We start from the raw sequence: 16861 nt of genomic DNA, 5'->3' as shown, positions 1-16861 counted from the left end.
ATTATTTGATGCATTTTCATCTTGCTATGAAAGAGGTTCTCTTAAACTTCTTTCTTATTTTGACCCCGATTTATTTTTTTCAATTTATTAGTACGCAAAGAGCCAGAAACGGGCAAATTCTCCTGGGAATCATTGCAGGGCTGGCAGCCGTTTTATGCATGACGTTTCCGATTGCTTATGGAAACGGCTTTCTTTGGGATCTGCGCTGGGTGGCGTTTGTTATTGCCATCATTTATGGCGGCTGGACAGCAGGCGGCATTGCCGGCGTGATTCTTCTCAGCTACCGCATGAGTCTCGGGGGCTTGGCCAGCATCTTGAATGTAACAGTTGTAGAGGTCCTTTTATTTATCATTTTTATTGTTATGCGGAGATGGTTTCACGGCTTAGCCTTAAAAAAGAAAATGCAGGCTGGCTTTATAATGGCAGTATTAACCTTTTCATTAGTTCTTATGGCGATTATGTTTCATTTTTGGTTCATGGACAATCTCGGTTTCTTTTACAAAGAGGGAACCAATGTTTTTCTTCTTATGGGCGCAAGCTATATTTTATCGATGCTGCTTTTCATTTACTTTTCAGAAAATATCATTCGGTTTACCAGTCTAAGAGAAACCTTTCATCAAACTGAAAAAGCGCATATGGTCAATGAGCTGTTTGTTCTCTTTTCATATGAACTGAAAAAGCCATTGGGCAATGTAAAGGAAAGTTTGGAGAAAATTCAGCTAAATACTGCTGATGCATCAAGTGCCGGGCATCATAAACTTGCTGTGAACCAGCTTGAGGAGGCACAGCGCGTTCTTTCGGGATATCAATCATATTCGAGTAATGAAAGTGGAATGAAATCCGGTTTTTTCCTGCTGCCGGCTATCGAAGAAATTGTGGAAATTACATCTCCCTACTCCCATACAAAAGGTGTTACAGTGACTTATTCATTGAACCAAAATATAGAACTGACTGGAGATAAGATACCATTCAAGCAAGCGATTTTGAATATCCTGAAAAATGCCATTGATGCCACTTCTAAAGGAGGAAGGGTATTAATTGAAGCCGAAAGATCGAGAAATCATGTGAAATTACGGGTAATAGACTCGGGAATCGGAATGACCAGGGAAGTTCTGCGTGACATAGCGAGAAGCAATGGACTGAGCGGAAGCAAATTTTCCGGAAATGGCCTGCATGTGGCATTTGAACAAGTTCACAAAATTGGCGGTTATTTGTCCTTTGATTCTGAAGTGGATAAAGGCACTGTGGTTACAATGAAGCTGCCGCTAGCCTGAAAATGAAAAGCTGTCCGGTGTGATTTCTGCCAGGGACAGCTTTTTTGCTTGATATATGATAACTAGCTCCGCTTTCTTACATTGAAATTATCACTGATTAAAAGCCAATTTTGCGGAAAAGGCAATCCTAGCTTCCAATAGCTCATTCCGCGGAGACCCAATCTTTTCATTAAATCGAATTTAGCCTGGATGGACCGGGCATCTTCAAACCATACTTCATGCCGCTTTCCCTGTGTGTCCGTATAGCGGAAATGCGGGGCCTGGGCAGTTTTGCTATATTCAATGGGCACATTATATCTTGCGGCAAGCAGAATGGCTGCCTGGGGGCTCAGTGCCTTTGCTTGGGATCCCTGGACAAAGGGCAGTGTCCAGTCGTAGCCATATAAATTTTGGCCCATTATTATTTTTGTTGGGGGAATTTCGGTAATGGCATATTCAAGAACCCTCCTGACCGGACCTATTGGCGAAACAGCCTGAGCAGGCCCGCCGCTGTATCCCCACTCATATGTCATGATGATAACAAAATCGGCAATTTGGCCGTGTGCTTTATAATCGTGTCCTTCATACCATTTTCCTTTTTGGCCTGCACTTGTCTTGGGGGCTAAGGCTGTAGACAGCAGCCAGCCTTCCTGGCTGAATCTCGCCTTCGCGGTCCGCAAGAATTGGTTGTAGGCTTCCTTGTCAGCGGGCCTTAAGTATTCAAAATCAAAATGAATATCCCTAAAACCATATTGCTTGGCAGTTCTCACGATATTATTAAGAAATGCAGTCTGTATAGAGGGGTTTGTTAACAGGATTTTGCCCAGTTCATCACTGAATTGGCCATTTTCCTGATTGTTTATCACCATCATGAGCACATTTCGGTTATTTCTCGCAATGCTTTCAAAGTTATTAAGAGGAGGGGCTTTTAAACTGCCGTCCCGCTGTGCCTGGAAGCTGAAGGGAGCGAGGTAGGTTAAGTAAGGTGCTGCCTCCACTGTGCTGTTTTCCAGTGCTTTTGTAACGCTTGTTCCCAGAGGTTCCACATAACCATTGAATTCCCGTTCGGTCTTTGGCATAGGCGGGATATATAGGCGATAGCCAGGGGAAAGCGGCTGATTGACAGAAATTCCATTAATTCTGGCAAGCTCTTCATAAGAAATTCCAAATTTCCTCGATATGCTCCAAAGTGTGTCGCCGGTTTTGACGAAATAAAAGCGGCCGGTAATCGGTATAACAAGTGTTTGACCGATAACCAGATGGTCAGGATTTGGCACCTTATTTGACTCTGCGATTCTTTGGGCAGTGGTTCCATACGCCTGGGCAATGCTTGACAGAGTTTCATTAGAAGCAACCACATGTATTTGCATCAGCTTCCCTCCTAATTGGTCACGTTCGCCATATGATTGAAAGTCATTTTTGTTTGGGTACGCTATAACCATTTTATGCCGGGAAATTCATATAATGTTATCAAAGCAAAAAACCGCTTGAATGAGTCTGATTATATATTGGAAATATAACTGTAAAATCTATGAAATGGCAGCTACCTCCAGTAAAGGACTTAGCTCTTGCTCTCCTGGAATTCATATGCAAGCTGGATGACTCTGGCAGGGAAATCGGTGAACAGTCCCTCAACGCCAAGTTCAAGAAGATAGATAATATCACTTTCTGAATTCGCTGTATAAGGGCGGACCTTGCAGCCTAGAGCCCTGGCCTTTAATGCGAGTTCCTTAGTGAGGCCGGCCAGTGCCGGATGAAAGGCTGCTCCTGGATTATCTTTAAGCACTTCTTCAAAATTAACGGGAGATCTTTCAAATAAAAGGGCACTTTCAATTTCAGGAGCTATTTTTTGGGCTATGCTGATAGACTCATGGTTGAAGGAAGAAAGGATGACCCTCTTTTCATAGGAGTATCCGCGGATAAGCTCTATAATCTTTTTCTCTAATCCTGCATATGGTAATTTATCATTTTTCAGCTCAACGTTTATAATAAGAGAGGTGTCTTTTGCCCATTGAAAAACTTCCTCAAGCAGAGGGATTTTTTCATTTTTAAAAGAAGGAGAAAACTTTACACCTGCATCACCCATTTTCAGCTCTTTGGCCGTATAGTCCGCTACATAGCCTGACAGAGTGGTAGTCCGTTCCAGAGTTTCGTCGTGGATGACTGCCAATTTACCGTCTTTGGTCAGGTGGACATCAAGCTCAATGCCGTCTGCACCGCTTCTCAAAGCCGCTTCGAATGCTGAGAGGGTATTTTCAGGATGTGTCCCTTTTGAACCTCTGTGGGCAAATATACATACATTCCTCATGTGTCATCCTCCTTGTATACAATAGTTATTATTCTATTCCCTTGTCTTTGAAATTACACTTATAAAGAAAATTAAGGCAACCGAAAAGATGATTTTACAAGAATAAAAGAGCGGGTGGCAAAGGAAAGCATACGAAATGGGGACAGCCGGGGTCCCGCACTGCCGGCGGATTTCTTTTCTGAAAGAAACTAGTAAAATTGCGGACAGCTCCGTCTTTTTTTCAGAGACGGGGCCTTTTTGTTATGCAAGGTAATCCTTACCTGAAGCTTATGTCTGTTTAAGGAGCGCTTTAGCCTGCGGCTGTTTGAAAAGATGATTTAAAAGGTAAGATATTAGGAGCGTACTGCGCTTGCTCATTTTGGTAATCCAGCTCCAGCGCCTAGCCCGCTATGCAAAAGATGTTTTGCCCTGAGAGGCAAAAAGCGCCTCTAAGGTCAAACCCCTATTTGCTGCACGGGCTGATTAAGGCCGCTTGCTCATTTTGGTAATCCAGCTCCAGCGCCTAGCCCGCTATGCAAAAGATGTTTTGCCCTGAGAGGCAAAAAGCGCCTCTAAGGTCAAACCCCTATTTGCTGCACGGGCTGATTAAGGCGCTTCCGCTTTTTAGTAATCCAGCTCCAGCGCCTAGCCCGCTATGCAAAAGATGTTTTGCCCTGAGAGGCAGAAAGCGCCTCTAAGGTCAAACCCCTATTTGCTGCACGGGCTGACAAGGCGCTTGCGCATTTTTGGTAAGTTATTGGTTTTTTTTTGATAAAAAAGGCCTTATTATATTATTTTACGATAAAAGTCTTGACTTCGACAAAGAACGACAATATCCTTTAAATATTGAACCGTTAAAAAATTAAAATATTTAGACAATTCAATCTCTTAATTAAATTATCATTCAAGGAGAATTATATGAACTCAATCTTCCGTAAAGTCTCGATTCCTGACTTGGTGGCAAAAAGCCAAGTGAAAAAATTGAACCGTTCGTTAGGTCTGCTTGACCTAATCTTTTTGGGCGTAGGCTGCGTAATCGGGACGGGCATCTTTGTAATTACAGGAGTGGTCGCTGCAAAAAGTGCAGGTCCTGCGCTGCTTATCTCATTTATTATCGCCGGTGTGGCCTGCGCCCTGGCTGCTTTGTGCTATGCCGAGTTTTCGTCGGCTGTACCGGTGTCAGGGAGTGTGTATACCTATACATACGCTACCCTGGGTGAAATTTTTGCCTTCCTGATCGGTTGGGACCTCATGCTCGAATATGTTTTGGCTGTTTCTGCCGTGGCTACTGGCTGGTCCTCTTATTTTCAGTCGCTGATTGCCGGTTTTGGCATATACATACCAGATATATTAACGCAGGCACCCGGGACAGGGAAGGGCGCCATCATTAACCTTCCGGCGGTTATTATTATCTTGCTGATTACAGCACTAGTAAGCAGAGGTGTCAAAGAAAGTACAAGATTTAATAATGTAATGGTATTTATAAAGCTTTCCGTCATCCTGGCGTTCATTGTTGCAGGAGCTGGTTATGTGAAACCTGAGAACTGGACCCCGTTCGCACCATTCGGTTTCAAAGGGATTGTTACAAGTGCCGCAACAGTTTTCTTTTCTTATATAGGATTTGATGTCATTGCTACGGCATCTGAAGAAGTTAAGAATCCAAAAAGAAATATGCCGATTGGAATCATTGCTTCCCTTGGTATCTGTACGTTTTTATATATGGTTGTTTCCCTTATCCTGACAGGGATGGTCCCCTATACAAAATTAAATGTCGGAGATCCTGTCTCCTTTGCATTAAAAGCTGTCGGCCAGGATCAGATGGCGGGAATTATTTCAGTAGGGGCTGTTGCAGGAATTACGACTGTATTGCTTGCACTGATTTATGCCCAGGTAAGATTATCTTATTCAATGAGCCGTGACGGACTTCTTCCAAAGCGTTTGTCTGTGGTCCATAAAAAGTACAAAACTCCTTTCTCAAATACATGGCTGACTGGCATTGTTGCTGCAGGTATTGCAGGATTTGTAGATCTGACGACCCTTGCACACTTGGTGAATATGGGCACTCTTGCTGCCTTTACACTAGTATCAATAGCAATTATCGTTCTTAGGGTAAAGCATCCCGAAATCAAAGCATCCTTCCGGGTTCCCTTTGTGCCGGTTTTACCTGCAATCAGCGCCTTGTTTTGTGTGTATTTAACATTAAGTCTCCCTGCGATTACCTGGATATCCTTTCTCATATGGCTGATCGCAGGACTTGCTGTTTATCTCTTTTACGGTAAAAAACACAGCCATCTTAATCAGCGTTAATATAAAAGCTTCATCATAATTTTTATGATGAAGCTTTTTTGATTTTCCAGGCGCGTGCCGTTTAATTTAGTGCGAAAGAGCAGGAGGTTTTTTTTCAAAGAGGACCTTATTTAAAAATCGCTGAAGTCCGTACATTGGACACAGACACCGAAAAGGATTAAGATAAAGAACAATTTTTATTTGAAAGGTCTGAATGGATATGGAATATATATCACCCTCAGGAAAGCTTTACAGAAAAACCATCCTGGCTTTGTTTTTTGGAAGCTTTGTAACGTTTGCAGATTTATACAGTACACAGCCGGTGATTCCGGTCATTGCAGAGCAATTTCATATATTGCCGGCAAAAGCCAGTCTTGCACTTTCTTTTTCCACGGGCATGCTTGCCATATGTTTGTTCATTATCTCGATTTTTTCTGGGATTGGTGACCGAAAACGTATCATGGGTGCTGCATTGACTTTATCAGCTTTATGTTCAATCAGCGTGAGCTTTGTTCATAGCCTTCCCCTGCTCCTTGCCATCCGTGCTGTACAAGGAGCGGCATTAGCCGGATTCCCCTCCATTGCCATGGCTTATATTACGGAGGAATTCCATCCGAAGAGCCTTGGATATGTAATAGGGATTTATGTCAGCGGATCAAGCATCGGCGGACTTGCGGGCAGGCTGATTGTGGGTTCATTATCGGATTTCCTGAACTGGAATATTGCAATAGGCTGTCTGGGGGCATTAAGCCTGCTGATCAGCCTGGCCTTTTGGGTGATGCTGCCCTCCTCAAAACATATCATGGCAAACCCGATATCGCTCAGAAGCATAAAAAGTTCTCTGATTCACAATTTGAGGAATAGAGGGCTGCTGATCCTCTATACCATTGGTTTTTTATTAATGGGTTCATTTGTGTCCGTATATAATTATGCAGGAATTCCGCTTATGAAACCTCCATATAACTTGTCGCAGACCCTCGTTGGATTTATTTTTATCATTTATCTTGCAGGCACCTTCAGTTCTGCCTGGATGGGGAAGCTTGCTGACCGGATGGACCGCACGAGAGTCATATCTGCAGGAATACTTTTAATGATGGCCGGAGGTGCTTTGACGTTAAGCGGAAGCATTGTGATGAAAATTGCTGGGCTGACTGCTTTTACATTCGGTTTTTTTGGTTCCCATTCTATCGCGAGCAGCTGGGTTGGAATCTTGGCAAGTAAAACCGAAAAAGCACAGGCTTCGTCTCTTTATCTGCTATTTTACTATGCGGGGTCGAGCTTAATAGGTGCTGCAGGGGGTGTGTTCCTCCACAGCTATGGATGGGGCGGTGTAATCGGCGCGGCTGGCATTTTGCTTGCTGCAGCCTTTGTTTTGGCATTATTCATCGATAAAACAGAAAATGTCTTTATGCGGGAAGATGGCTGATACATCTATGCAGGCTCCGGGAGATCTTCACTTATTACTCTAAAACTCGCCCGTCATATTTTTTGCAGTTTATGAATATATTTTCTTAAATGGGATAAATACATATAGAGCATCATTTTGAAAAGAAGAGAGGTTAATAGATAAATTGAAATATAAATCATCTGTACTGGCAGGATTAACTGGTATGCTGGCCATTTTGCTTTTTGTATTTTTTCAGGATTCTTCCGGTATGGAAAAGGTGCGGATCAATGAAAAGTATTATCCGGAATATGCAAACGGAAAAGCTGTGGGATTTAAAACGAAAAAGGTAATCAATGTTTCCAAAACAGCGGAAGGCAATTCATGCGCGATGGAGTTCAGCAACGGAAAAACACTGGAAATCGATTGCGGCCGATATCTGGACTATCGGGTTGGGGATACAGTTTATATTGACTATAAGGGAAATCATGTGACCGATATACAAAGAAAAAAGTAGCGGCAATTATGCTAAATACATAATAGTAAGCAGCTGGTCAAAAAAATACAGCATCCAAGGCCCCAAAAAGATGTTATGATACTATCAGACTGGTTTCGTGGGGTGTTTGGGCAGTGCAAAAAGGTATTGCGGGTTTTTATTTGAGTGTGGCCGCCCTTTTAACCGGGTCTGCGCTATATGCGCTGGTCCGGCTGAAATTCTCCCTGCCAATGCTGGTATACGGAGCGATAGGGCTGACTTTCTTGCTGCTTGCCTATCTTTCCTGTTTTTTATGCGTAACGGGAATCTTCAGGGAAAAAGATAGAAAAGGCAGATGGTATTCTATAATTGGCGCAGGTATTTCAGGTGTTTTGGTGATAATGGTCATCTACCTTATCATATTGGCTGGCCAGAAATAGCAATTAGCCCCCTTAAAAGGGGGGCCAGGCTGCTTTAATTTTCAGCCTCTCTTTTTAGAGGCTTCTTTTTTTTGTTTATGCTCGGTTAGAATTTTTTTGATTCTTCCCGCGTTGTTTTTTGAATTGATCAGCCTGACCAAATCAGACATATTCTCGGCTTCATAGTCTCTTCTGTTTTCGCTCATCTAATCCCTCCCGGAAGTATGCAACATGTAGTATTTCCATACCCGGTAAGGCTGCTGATAAACTAAATGCCGCCAATGATTTCTTCCATTTCAAATTTCAGCTTTTCGGTTTCATTTTCAATTATGGTAATCATCGTTCCAAAAATTTCTACAGAATCCCCCGGTTTCGCATTGGCTGGAAAAAGATTTTTTGGGATGCCTTCGGTTTCACCGTCTATTTCCACAATTCCGTAATCACCTTCAAAGCGGTTAATTAAGCCCTTTTTAAGTTCATCCACTTTTAATCACCATCCTTTTTATATTAATGCTGGTATTCCCGCTTCATACTGGTTTGTAAACAAAAATTTTTCTGCCATCATGAGAAAATGTGATAAATTCTGTCTATAAAACTAATATAGTGGCGTTTTTCAGAAACAAAGTGTAATGTTTTTACATATAAAGTGATGGTTTTGGGTATATAGATATAACAATCTGGAGGATTCTATGAAAAGTATAGAAAATATAGGAAAAAGATTAAGCTCCGCAAAAGTCAAAATGGCTGAAAAGCTGGGCTCGGAATATGAAGGCTCACAAATTTCCGGGAATGATATGGCCAAAATCAGAAGCGAGCTTATCGGGATCCATGCTGAAGCATTGTCAGGAGACCTGGGTACAGCCATTGATAAAATGAAAATTAAGGCAAAGGAAATAGGGGAGTTACTTATTTCCTCCGGGTATACTCTTGAATCTGCACTAGAAAACACGAAGACGGCCCGACAAGCATTCTGGGATTTTTTCGAGGAGGAAGTAAATCAGCAGCGATTATCTGCAAATGCGCTGCTTCAGGCAGCTTCCATTGTAGATCAAGTGCTTGATGCATCCATAATCAGCATCAGCGAATGCTATATTGCAAGCTTTAAGGAAAATGCAGCAGCAGCGGATGATGCGGCACTGCAAATTAAAGAGAATAAAATGTTAATAGAAGAACTTTCTGCTCCTGTTGTCCAGACGGTTTTAGAAGGCACCCTGCTGGTCCCTTTCATTGGCAGGATTGATGCGTCCCGGATGGAAGCCATTCAGATGAATGTGCTCAGCAGCTGTTCTGAAAATAATGCTGAGTATATTATTCTAGACTTTTCCGGGCAGACGGAGGATGTGGATGCCTTTACATTTCATCTTCTGGATCAGCTGGTGAAATCATTGAAATTGATAGGAACTGAACCGAGATTTGCAGGGTTTTCTTCTGGTGCGGCTAGAAAAATCGTAGAAGAGGGCCTTGTTAATGATGTGAAAACATTTGGCAGCTTCAGGCAGGCAATGTATGATTTATTTAGTGAAAAAGGGATATCCTTTGCCGAACTGGCCAAATAGGTGAAGCCTCTTCAGGCACTCCTGGAGCACTGATAGTAAGAAATCATGTTTTGCTTTTCTTTTTATTTGGGAAAAATAAAAGGGGAGTAAGGTATAAACTGCTTGATTTAGCTGACATACAGAAAGGAAAGCCGGGCAGCTTTTTCTCTCCTTGCTTTTGCTTTAATATTGGGGATGGTAGGATGCAAAATAATAAGGAATTATATAACTTTTTATTGGATCGTTCAACGGATATTGCAGACCGGTGGATTGAAACATTTAATCATCATTTTGATTCATTGTTTACTTCGTCTGATTCAGTCAGGCTGGATGAACTGCGGGTGCAGAGCCAGCTGTTCATTATCCATTTGCATAAGGTCTTTTTAGTGGATAGAGGGCTGTTTTTTTCATCTTTGCAGGATTGGATTGAACAGGTGGCCAAGCATGGAAATAAGGATTCTTCGATTTCTGAGCTGGCATATCAGGTGAAAAAGCTCAGGGGAATATATTGGGAGGCCATTGGTGAATTCGTGGAAATGAATTCCGGCAGAATTTCCAATCAGGAAATTATGCTATGGAGCGATCTTGTTTATATAGCCTTTGACGAAATTACAGAAGCGCTTTTAGGCTTTTTCCAGAAAGAGAGCTCCAATAAAATCGATGCGCAGAATACAATTATTTATTCTCTTACCGTACCAATCATACCGATATCTTCTGCGGCTTATTTAATGCCGCTGTTTGGAGAAATGAATACGAAGAGGGCCAAGGTGATAAAAGAACATATTATCGCCCACTGCGCATCCAAAAAGGTCAGCCTGCTCTTCATTGATTTATCAGGGTTAACCGGTGCGGATGATTCTATGCAGCAAATTTTCCAGCTGTCTATTATGCTGCAAAAGATAAAAGTGGAAACAGCTTTTATAGGAATTGGCCGGCAAATAAAAGAGAGGATTGAAGAACTGGAAATAAGCTTAGACAATATCGCTGTCTACTCCAGTTTGACGGCCGCTTTAAAAAACTATCAGCTGGATGGTGAATAGGCAGAAAAAGCAGGGACCTGATGTCTCTGCTTTTTTTTGATTTCCAAAAAAACGGGATACTAAAAATAGGAAATAAGAATGGTAAAAGAGAATATAATAGACATGCGTCTGCAGTGAAGTCCCGCAGCCCCAATTTGGCTGGCGGCCAGTTGAATGGATCACTTAGGGCAATCTTCATTCAAGTTTATTGCAGACGATAATGCTGGAAATTGAAAAGTGGAAAGAAGGGGCTGATTATGGCTAATGCTGCTGTACCTCAGATAAAAACGAAGAAAAAGAGAGGAAAACGGCTTTTATGGGTACTGGGCATAGCGGCAGTGCTGCTGCTCGCCGCATTTGCCGGCGTGAATTTTTATCTCGCCCGTTCACTGCCTGTAACAAAGGGAGAAATCGGGCTGCACGGCCTTTTGGGGTCTGTAACTGTCGTTAGAGATTCAAGCGGTGTCCCGCATCTTAAAGCAAAAAATGAACACGATTTGTTTATGGCTCAGGGCTACATACAGGCCCAGGACAGATTGTTTCAAATGGATTTGAGCAGGAGGCAGGCTTCGGGCAGGCTGAGCGAGGTGATTGGCGACAAAACTGCTGAAAATGATAAGTTTTTCCGCACGCTGGGATTAAGAAGGGCTGCCGAATCATCTTATAAGCAATATTCCCCAAAAGGAAAGGAAGCTCTTCAATCCTTTTCAGAAGGAGTCAATGCTTATATTAAAGAACTGAAGAAAAACGGGAAATGGCCGGTTGAATTTAAGCTGCTTGGATATAAGCCAGAACCCTGGACGCCTGCAGATTGCCTCACAATCGGAAAATATATGGCGTTTGATTTAGGCGGAAACTGGGAGGACCAGGCCTTTAGGCAATATTTGCTCCAGACTTTCCCAAAGAATAAAGCATATGATCTTTTTCCTGGCTATCCAAGAAGCGCGCCCTATATCATCGGGAAATCAGAATTGAATATTGAAAAAAGCTTTGCACATGCAGTTACTCCATTCGAATATAACGGAAGCAATAACTGGGTAGTCAGCGGCCAAAAAACGGCATCCAAAAAACCTCTTCTTTCGGATGACCCTCATCTCGGACTTGCAACCCCTTCAATATGGTATCAAATGCATCTGGAAGCCCCAAGTCTGAATGTAAGCGGTGTCATATTTGCGGGCGTTCCAGGAATAATCCTTGGGCATAATAAGAACATTGCCTGGGGAGTCACCAACACAGGCCCTGATGTCCAGGACCTGTATATAGAAAGAAGAAATCCGGTGCAAAAGAATGAATTTTACTATAAGGGGAAATGGGAAAAGGCATCTATTGTCAGCGAGCCTATAAAAGTAAAAGATAAAAAAACAATCGACTATAAGGTAACGGTGACACGGCATGGGCCAGTCATATCCGAATTTGCAGGCGAAAGCGGAAAGAATACGGTTCTGGCACTTAGATGGACCGCATTAGATCCTTCCTCTGAATTGGAAGCAGTCCTGAAAATGAATAAAGCGAAGGACTGGAATAGCTTTGAGGAAGCGCTGCTGAAATTTGAGACACCGGCCCAAAACTTTGTATTTGCCTCAAAAGACGGGACAATAGCCTATAAGGCAAATGGAAAAATTCCCATCCGGAAAAAAGGAGACAGCATGCTTCCGGTTCCCGGCTGGACGGATGAGTATGAGTGGAAGGGGTATATTCCATTCGATGAACTGCCAAAAACGGTCAATCCAAGTGAAGGCTTCATTTCAACTGCTAATAATAAAGTGATTTCCGATGACTATCCGTATCATATCTCAAATAACTGGGCCCAGCCGTACAGGCAAATGCGCATACAGGAAGTGCTGAAAGCGAACGATCACCTGACTGTGAAGGATATGGAAAATCTGCAGATGGATCAAATGAATCTGCAGGCAAGGGAGTTTGTTCCGCAATTCATTCATGAACTTAAACATATGAAAAGCGGCAGGGATAAGCAGGCACTGGAGATTTTAAAAGATTGGAATTTTATTGACTCGAAGGATTCCCCTGCTCCGCTGATTTTTAACTTGTGGATGCTGAATATATCCGATGTGCTGCTGTCAAAGCAAATACCTGAAGATACGTTAAAGCTTTTTAAAGGCAAAAAACAGGCAGTAGATGAATTGCTGAGAAGAGGTCTTGAAGGAAAGCCGGGCCCATGGGTGACGGAAGCGGGAGGATTGAAAAAAGTATTGGAGCTGTCCCTTGAAAAGACAATAAAACAGGCTGGAAAACTGCAAGGGGAGAAAATGGAGGATTGGAAATGGGGAGATTACCATCAAATTCAATTTACCCATCCCCTCTCAAGTGTCGCGCCGCTGAATTTATTATTCAACAGGGAAGCTCCCATTCCTGTTGGGGGAAGCAGTGTCACTGTCCAGGCTGCTGCATTTACAGAGGAAGGAATAGTGAACCATGGGGGCTCCTGGCGATTTGTAATAGATCTTAGCCATATGGACGAAGCCTATCATCTTGTCGGGCCTGGACAATCAGGAAATGTGAAATCCAGATGGTATCATGACCAAATGGATGACTGGGCAAATGGAACGTATCATAAGACAATTCTTAATAACCCTAAGGGGGATATTATGACATTAAAACCATAGCATAAGAAAAGGGAAGGCACCATGTTTGGTGTCTTCCCTTTTATATGAGTGCCGTTCAATTCGGCATCTATAGGTATTTGCTGCCCTCGCGTATGCTTAGCTTGGCCAATGTATGGGTGCCGATAAATTGTCTTACTGAGTCAGGTGCCGTTTTGGAATACTCGCGCAGCGCCCATCCTATAGCTTTTTGAATGAAGAATTCCCTGCTGGTTGCATTTTGCAGAATATACCGGTAAAGCAGTTCTTCGTTTGTTTGATGTTTATATTTCAGCTGAAAAAGAATGGAAGTCCGCTTGCGCCAAAGATGATCGGAGGTGCTCCACTCATCTAGGTTCCAAGCAATCAGTTCCGGATAACGGAAAGCTAATTTTCCAACAGGCTTTGCTGCCAGCGCATCTACCGTATCCCACCAGGATTTTTCTGTAATAAGCTGTTCCAGAAGGGGGAAATGTTCTTTTGACAGCACGTTCAGCTTTTTGCTGATATAGTCCAGTGCCGCATATTGATATTCACGCTCAGGTTTTTCCCAAAGTTCAAGAGCAAGCTCCGGAAGAAAGGGTTTCTTTAGTATTTCTGTTTCAGAGTAAAATTGCTTGGTTAGTTCGTTTCTCAGTGGTGTTTTTATCCCTAAAAAAGGGAACAGGTTTTTCATATATTTGCTCATCGGCACAGCCTGCTCTGTGTCGCGGTTTTGCTCAAACTTCTCCTGAAGCTGCATGGTAAGCATTGTCTTTGCCTCCGCTTTCATAGTGCTAATATTTTCTGTACACATAAGGATCTTCCGGCTTGCTGATTGTCTGGACGGACTTTACCTTAAGAATAGGGATTGTTTTTTTGAATGGCTGATAATATACGGTATCTAATTCACCTGTAACAGAAAGCCAATCATCATTTTTAGTTTTTATGTTTTCAGGAAGCTCGATCAGCATGCCGAAAACGCCCGAATCGGCAACACAATGTATGATTCCAAAGCGGAACAGGAAGATCTGGTTTTTTGCCACATCCTCAGCATGGTAGGCAAAGCCATTCATTTTAATCGTCTTGCCTGTGAAATCCCCAGGGTAATTATAGATGGTTTCAAGATCAGTCAGATAGTTGCTGTCGTTCAATTCAAGCTTCCCTTTTTTATCAAGCTTTTTCAATGACCGGTCCATAAGGGTCTGATAATCGTCTGTCCCATAGTAAAGACTGGTATTGGGCTGGAGAAATTGATGCTGGCTGTACTGGTCTGTGTCATTATAGACAGGGAAATGAAATCCCTTTTTTGCGACGATATTGGAATCCATCGTTGCAACAGGAAGGAAAAGCCCTGTGAAAACCGGAATCAGAAATAATATATATGTCAGGTATTTCTTCCAGCCTTTGCTTTCATGGGTATGATCGCTGCCGCAATGACAATCATCACTGCACGTTTTTTTATCATCTTCTTTTACATATAGATATAATCCGATCAAGGTGAAAATAGCCAAAATGTAGATGGCGGTTTCCGAGATATAGGCATATTTCATGTTAATATATTTCGAAATATTTCCAGAGGCATGCAAATGCATGAATAAAAAAGTAAAGCCAATTAAGATAAGTAACCGAATCATAAAAAACACCTCGTTAAAATTTAAACAATAAAGTAAGACCAAGGACTGAAAGGATAATGTACAGCGTCAGATAAAGGACAAATTTCACTTTGAAGGTGCCGAGAAGCATAATGGTATTTTTAATGTCGAGCATGGGACCGAACACAAGGAAGGCTACCAGCGAGCCTGTGGAAAAGGTGCTTCTGAAGGAGCTGGCAACAAAGGCGTCCGCTTCAGAGCAAAGAGACAGCACATAGGCCATGGCCATCATGACCATGTTGCCGGATACCCGCCCCTGCCCAATATCAAGCAGTACAGATGTTTTAAGGAACGTCTGGACGGCTGCGGCAATCAGTGCCCCTATGATGAGGTATTTTCCTACCGAGAAAAACTCTTCAATAGAGTGCTTGAGCATCGCCATAAGCTTAGACTTAAAGGTATCCATATGAACATGGGATACATGTTCATGCTTCAATTGGGATTCTTTGAATTGATAAGAAATAATAAGTCCGACAATCAATGCGACCAAAAAGGAAATGCCTCCGCGGTACAGCACCATTTTCCAGCTGTTCCCAAAGGCGATGAAGGTGGAAAAAAGGACGATTGGATTAATGACAGGCCCTGTAAGCATAAAGCCGATCGCTGCATGAAGAGGCACTCCTTTGGATATAAGGCGCCTTGCAATCGGGACAATGCCGCATTCGCATGCTGGAAACAGTGCTCCAAGCAGAGTGGATACAATAACAGATAAAATCCGGTTTTTTGGGATGATCTTTGCAATCATTTCTTCGGTGACGAAAATCTGTATCACGCCGGAAACTAAGACTCCCAATAAGATGAATGGCAGTGCTTCTATTAAAATACTGATAAAGATTGTGTTCATTTGCAGTAGTGACTGACTCATACGGGCCGTTCCTCCAAAACTTTTATTCATTATGCTCTGTTAAGCTCAGTTGAAATAACTTAAGGCTTTTTTCGTAAACTTTGTTGCTTTCTGAACAAGTGGCTGATTTCCACTGCAGGATGCTCCGCTTTCCGCGGGGCGTGCGCTGAGCCTCCTCGACTTGCGTCTGCGGGGTCTCAGCAGTCACGCAGATCCCGCAGGAGTCTCCGCACATGCAGCTCCAATCAGCCTGCTTTAAAAATGGATTGCCTCGAGAACTTATTAAATAACACAATAATCTCTAAGAAAAGAGCCTAACTTAAAGACGATTAGAACGATATGCAGGACTGCGTGAAAGCGGGTTAAGGAAGACACGGCAGATGCAAGAGAAGAACTGCCTGCTAAAAGAGCGCCTTAAGCAGAATCGGCAGGCAGGTTTAACAGAGCCATTCATTAAGATAGTAGAGAAGGATCTGCCCTAAGTCAATTTTTCATTACCATGAGATACAGACGGGCATCTTATCAGTATAGGGCTTTAGGATAGAGCCGTTCCTCTTTTCAGGCATTAAGTAAAGGATCAGGGCAATACTCATGGTATATCTTCATATATTTTCCTGACTCACGGCAGTTAAGATAGCGTCAAGACAGTGTTATTCGAAGGATTTGAAGCAGGAGATGTGATGATTCCCTCCATGGGAGGTTTCACTAAATAAATCAGAGAGAGGGATGATGGAATTTGAACGGCAAGTGTGAATTATGCGGAAGGAATCATACAGAACTGACTATTCATCATTTAACACCAAGGGAAGAAGGGGGAAGCCATCTGCCAACTGCTTTATTGTGCAAGCCCTGCCACAAACAGATACATGCTTTGTATTCAAATAAAGAATTGGCTGTACGGATGTATACCGTTGGTTTACTGCAGGATGATGAGGAAATTAAAAAGTATATAAAATGGATCAGAAAGCAGCCTCCTCAAAAATTGGTCAAAACAAGAAAGTCGAAGCAAAAATAAAGGCTGTTTTCGTAAACCTTGTTGCTGTTCAACAAGTGGTTGATTTCCGCTCCAGGATGCTCGCTTTCCGCGGGGCGGGCGATGAGCCTTCTCAGCTACGCTTGCGGGGT

16 protein-coding genes are annotated in these 16861 nt (G+C 42.7%); 9 read left to right on the top strand and 7 right to left on the bottom strand.

All coding sequences use genetic code 11. The features are described 5' to 3' along the window. Window positions 1–8: 8 nt before the first annotated feature. The gene (locus tag BIV59_RS04215) at window positions 9–1274 is read left to right on the top strand and encodes an ATP-binding protein (protein WP_071350204.1); all 1266 of its coding nucleotides are present in this window, start codon (window positions 9–11) and stop codon (window positions 1272–1274) included. 62 nt (window positions 1275–1336) lie between these two features. Here BIV59_RS04215 and BIV59_RS04210 read toward each other — a convergent pair whose 3' ends face one another. Together BIV59_RS04210 and BIV59_RS04205 are read right to left on the bottom strand one after the other, a co-directional pair. Further along, window positions 1337–2623, bottom strand: coding sequence for a glycoside hydrolase family 18 protein (locus BIV59_RS04210; RefSeq protein WP_071350203.1), 1287 nt, complete (start codon window positions 2621–2623; stop codon window positions 1337–1339). A gap of 191 nt (window positions 2624–2814) precedes the next feature. After that, entirely contained in the window at window positions 2815–3561 is a 747-nt protein-coding gene (locus BIV59_RS04205) for a glycerophosphodiester phosphodiesterase (protein ID WP_071350202.1), read from the bottom strand. 897 nt (window positions 3562–4458) lie between these two features. Between BIV59_RS04205 and bcaP the strand changes: the two genes are divergently transcribed. The 4 genes from bcaP (at window position 4459) to BIV59_RS04185 (ending at window position 8125) form a co-directional block, all read left to right on the top strand. Continuing rightward, the gene (gene bcaP / locus BIV59_RS04200; protein WP_071350201.1) at window positions 4459–5847 is read left to right on the top strand and encodes a branched-chain amino acid transporter BcaP; all 1389 of its coding nucleotides are present in this window, start codon (window positions 4459–4461) and stop codon (window positions 5845–5847) included. 193 nt (window positions 5848–6040) lie between these two features. Beyond that, the gene (locus tag BIV59_RS04195) at window positions 6041–7252 is read left to right on the top strand and encodes an MFS transporter (RefSeq protein WP_205684382.1); all 1212 of its coding nucleotides are present in this window, start codon (window positions 6041–6043) and stop codon (window positions 7250–7252) included. 145 nt (window positions 7253–7397) lie between these two features. Further along, window positions 7398–7727, top strand: coding sequence for a hypothetical protein (locus BIV59_RS04190; RefSeq protein WP_240501850.1), 330 nt, complete (start codon window positions 7398–7400; stop codon window positions 7725–7727). A gap of 113 nt (window positions 7728–7840) precedes the next feature. Further along, the gene (locus BIV59_RS04185; RefSeq protein ID WP_071350199.1) at window positions 7841–8125 is read left to right on the top strand and encodes a hypothetical protein; all 285 of its coding nucleotides are present in this window, start codon (window positions 7841–7843) and stop codon (window positions 8123–8125) included. 41 nt (window positions 8126–8166) lie between these two features. Here BIV59_RS04185 and BIV59_RS23510 read toward each other — a convergent pair whose 3' ends face one another. Then, complete coding sequence (locus tag BIV59_RS23510) at window positions 8167–8310, bottom strand: hypothetical protein (protein WP_170846080.1); 144 nt, start codon at window positions 8308–8310, stop codon at window positions 8167–8169. Window positions 8311–8372: 62 nt separating this feature from the next. Continuing rightward, entirely contained in the window at window positions 8373–8588 is a 216-nt protein-coding gene (locus BIV59_RS04180; protein WP_071350198.1) for a DUF3006 domain-containing protein, read from the bottom strand. Between the two features lie 205 nt (window positions 8589–8793). Between BIV59_RS04180 and BIV59_RS04175 the strand changes: the two genes are divergently transcribed. The 3 genes from BIV59_RS04175 to BIV59_RS04160 all read left to right on the top strand — a co-directional run bounded on the left by BIV59_RS04175 (window position 8794) and on the right by BIV59_RS04160 (window position 13282). Continuing rightward, window positions 8794–9660, top strand: coding sequence for an STAS domain-containing protein (locus BIV59_RS04175; protein WP_071350197.1), 867 nt, complete (start codon window positions 8794–8796; stop codon window positions 9658–9660). A gap of 182 nt (window positions 9661–9842) precedes the next feature. Continuing rightward, window positions 9843–10679, top strand: a complete 837-nt coding sequence (locus BIV59_RS04170) for an STAS domain-containing protein (protein ID WP_139194301.1) — start codon at window positions 9843–9845, stop codon at window positions 10677–10679. 236 nt (window positions 10680–10915) lie between these two features. After that, entirely contained in the window at window positions 10916–13282 is a 2367-nt protein-coding gene (locus BIV59_RS04160; protein ID WP_071350194.1) for a penicillin acylase family protein, read from the top strand. Window positions 13283–13349: 67 nt separating this feature from the next. Here the strand turns inward: BIV59_RS04160 and BIV59_RS04155 are convergent, their stop codons facing one another. From BIV59_RS04155 to BIV59_RS04145, 3 genes are read right to left on the bottom strand one after another with little or no spacing between them, the layout of a single operon-like run. Continuing rightward, window positions 13350–14009 (bottom strand): DNA alkylation repair protein, encoded by a 660-nt coding sequence (locus BIV59_RS04155; protein WP_071350245.1) that lies wholly within the window; start codon window positions 14007–14009, stop codon window positions 13350–13352. Window positions 14010–14034: 25 nt separating this feature from the next. Next, window positions 14035–14874: a TIGR03943 family putative permease subunit gene (locus BIV59_RS04150; RefSeq protein WP_071350193.1), complete on the bottom strand. Its 840-nt coding sequence runs from the start codon at window positions 14872–14874 to the stop codon at window positions 14035–14037. A 13-nt stretch (window positions 14875–14887) separates the two neighbouring features. Then, entirely contained in the window at window positions 14888–15757 is an 870-nt protein-coding gene (locus BIV59_RS04145) for a permease (RefSeq protein WP_071350192.1), read from the bottom strand. 715 nt (window positions 15758–16472) lie between these two features. Between BIV59_RS04145 and BIV59_RS04135 the strand changes: the two genes are divergently transcribed. Further along, window positions 16473–16751 (top strand): HNH endonuclease, encoded by a 279-nt coding sequence (locus tag BIV59_RS04135; RefSeq protein ID WP_071350190.1) that lies wholly within the window; start codon window positions 16473–16475, stop codon window positions 16749–16751. Window positions 16752–16861: the final 110 nt, after the last annotated feature.

Origin of the sequence: Bacillus sp. MUM 13, assembly GCF_001866725.1 — a bacterium.
Lineage (GTDB): Bacteria > Bacillota > Bacilli > Bacillales > DSM-1321 > Peribacillus.
The sequence above is the reverse complement of the archived record's forward strand: the minus strand, read 5'-3'. Positions and strand labels throughout refer to the sequence as shown.

Coding starts and splice junctions, on each gene's coding strand:
- BIV59_RS04215 (WP_071350204.1), top strand. CDS start 9: ATGCATTTTCATCTTGCTATGAAAGAGGTTCTCTTAAACTTCTTTCTT.
- BIV59_RS04210 (WP_071350203.1), bottom strand. CDS start 2,623: ATGCAAATACATGTGGTTGCTTCTAATGAAACTCTGTCAAGCATTGCC.
- BIV59_RS04205 (WP_071350202.1), bottom strand. CDS start 3,561: ATGAGGAATGTATGTATATTTGCCCACAGAGGTTCAAAAGGGACACAT.
- bcaP (WP_071350201.1), top strand. CDS start 4,459: ATGAACTCAATCTTCCGTAAAGTCTCGATTCCTGACTTGGTGGCAAAA.
- BIV59_RS04195 (WP_205684382.1), top strand. CDS start 6,041: ATGGATATGGAATATATATCACCCTCAGGAAAGCTTTACAGAAAAACC.
- BIV59_RS23510 (WP_170846080.1), bottom strand. CDS start 8,310: ATGAGCGAAAACAGAAGAGACTATGAAGCCGAGAATATGTCTGATTTG.
- BIV59_RS04175 (WP_071350197.1), top strand. CDS start 8,794: ATGAAAAGTATAGAAAATATAGGAAAAAGATTAAGCTCCGCAAAAGTC.
- BIV59_RS04170 (WP_139194301.1), top strand. CDS start 9,843: ATGCAAAATAATAAGGAATTATATAACTTTTTATTGGATCGTTCAACG.
- BIV59_RS04160 (WP_071350194.1), top strand. CDS start 10,916: ATGGCTAATGCTGCTGTACCTCAGATAAAAACGAAGAAAAAGAGAGGA.
- BIV59_RS04155 (WP_071350245.1), bottom strand. CDS start 14,009: ATGCTTACCATGCAGCTTCAGGAGAAGTTTGAGCAAAACCGCGACACA.
- BIV59_RS04150 (WP_071350193.1), bottom strand. CDS start 14,874: ATGATTCGGTTACTTATCTTAATTGGCTTTACTTTTTTATTCATGCAT.
- BIV59_RS04145 (WP_071350192.1), bottom strand. CDS start 15,757: ATGAGTCAGTCACTACTGCAAATGAACACAATCTTTATCAGTATTTTA.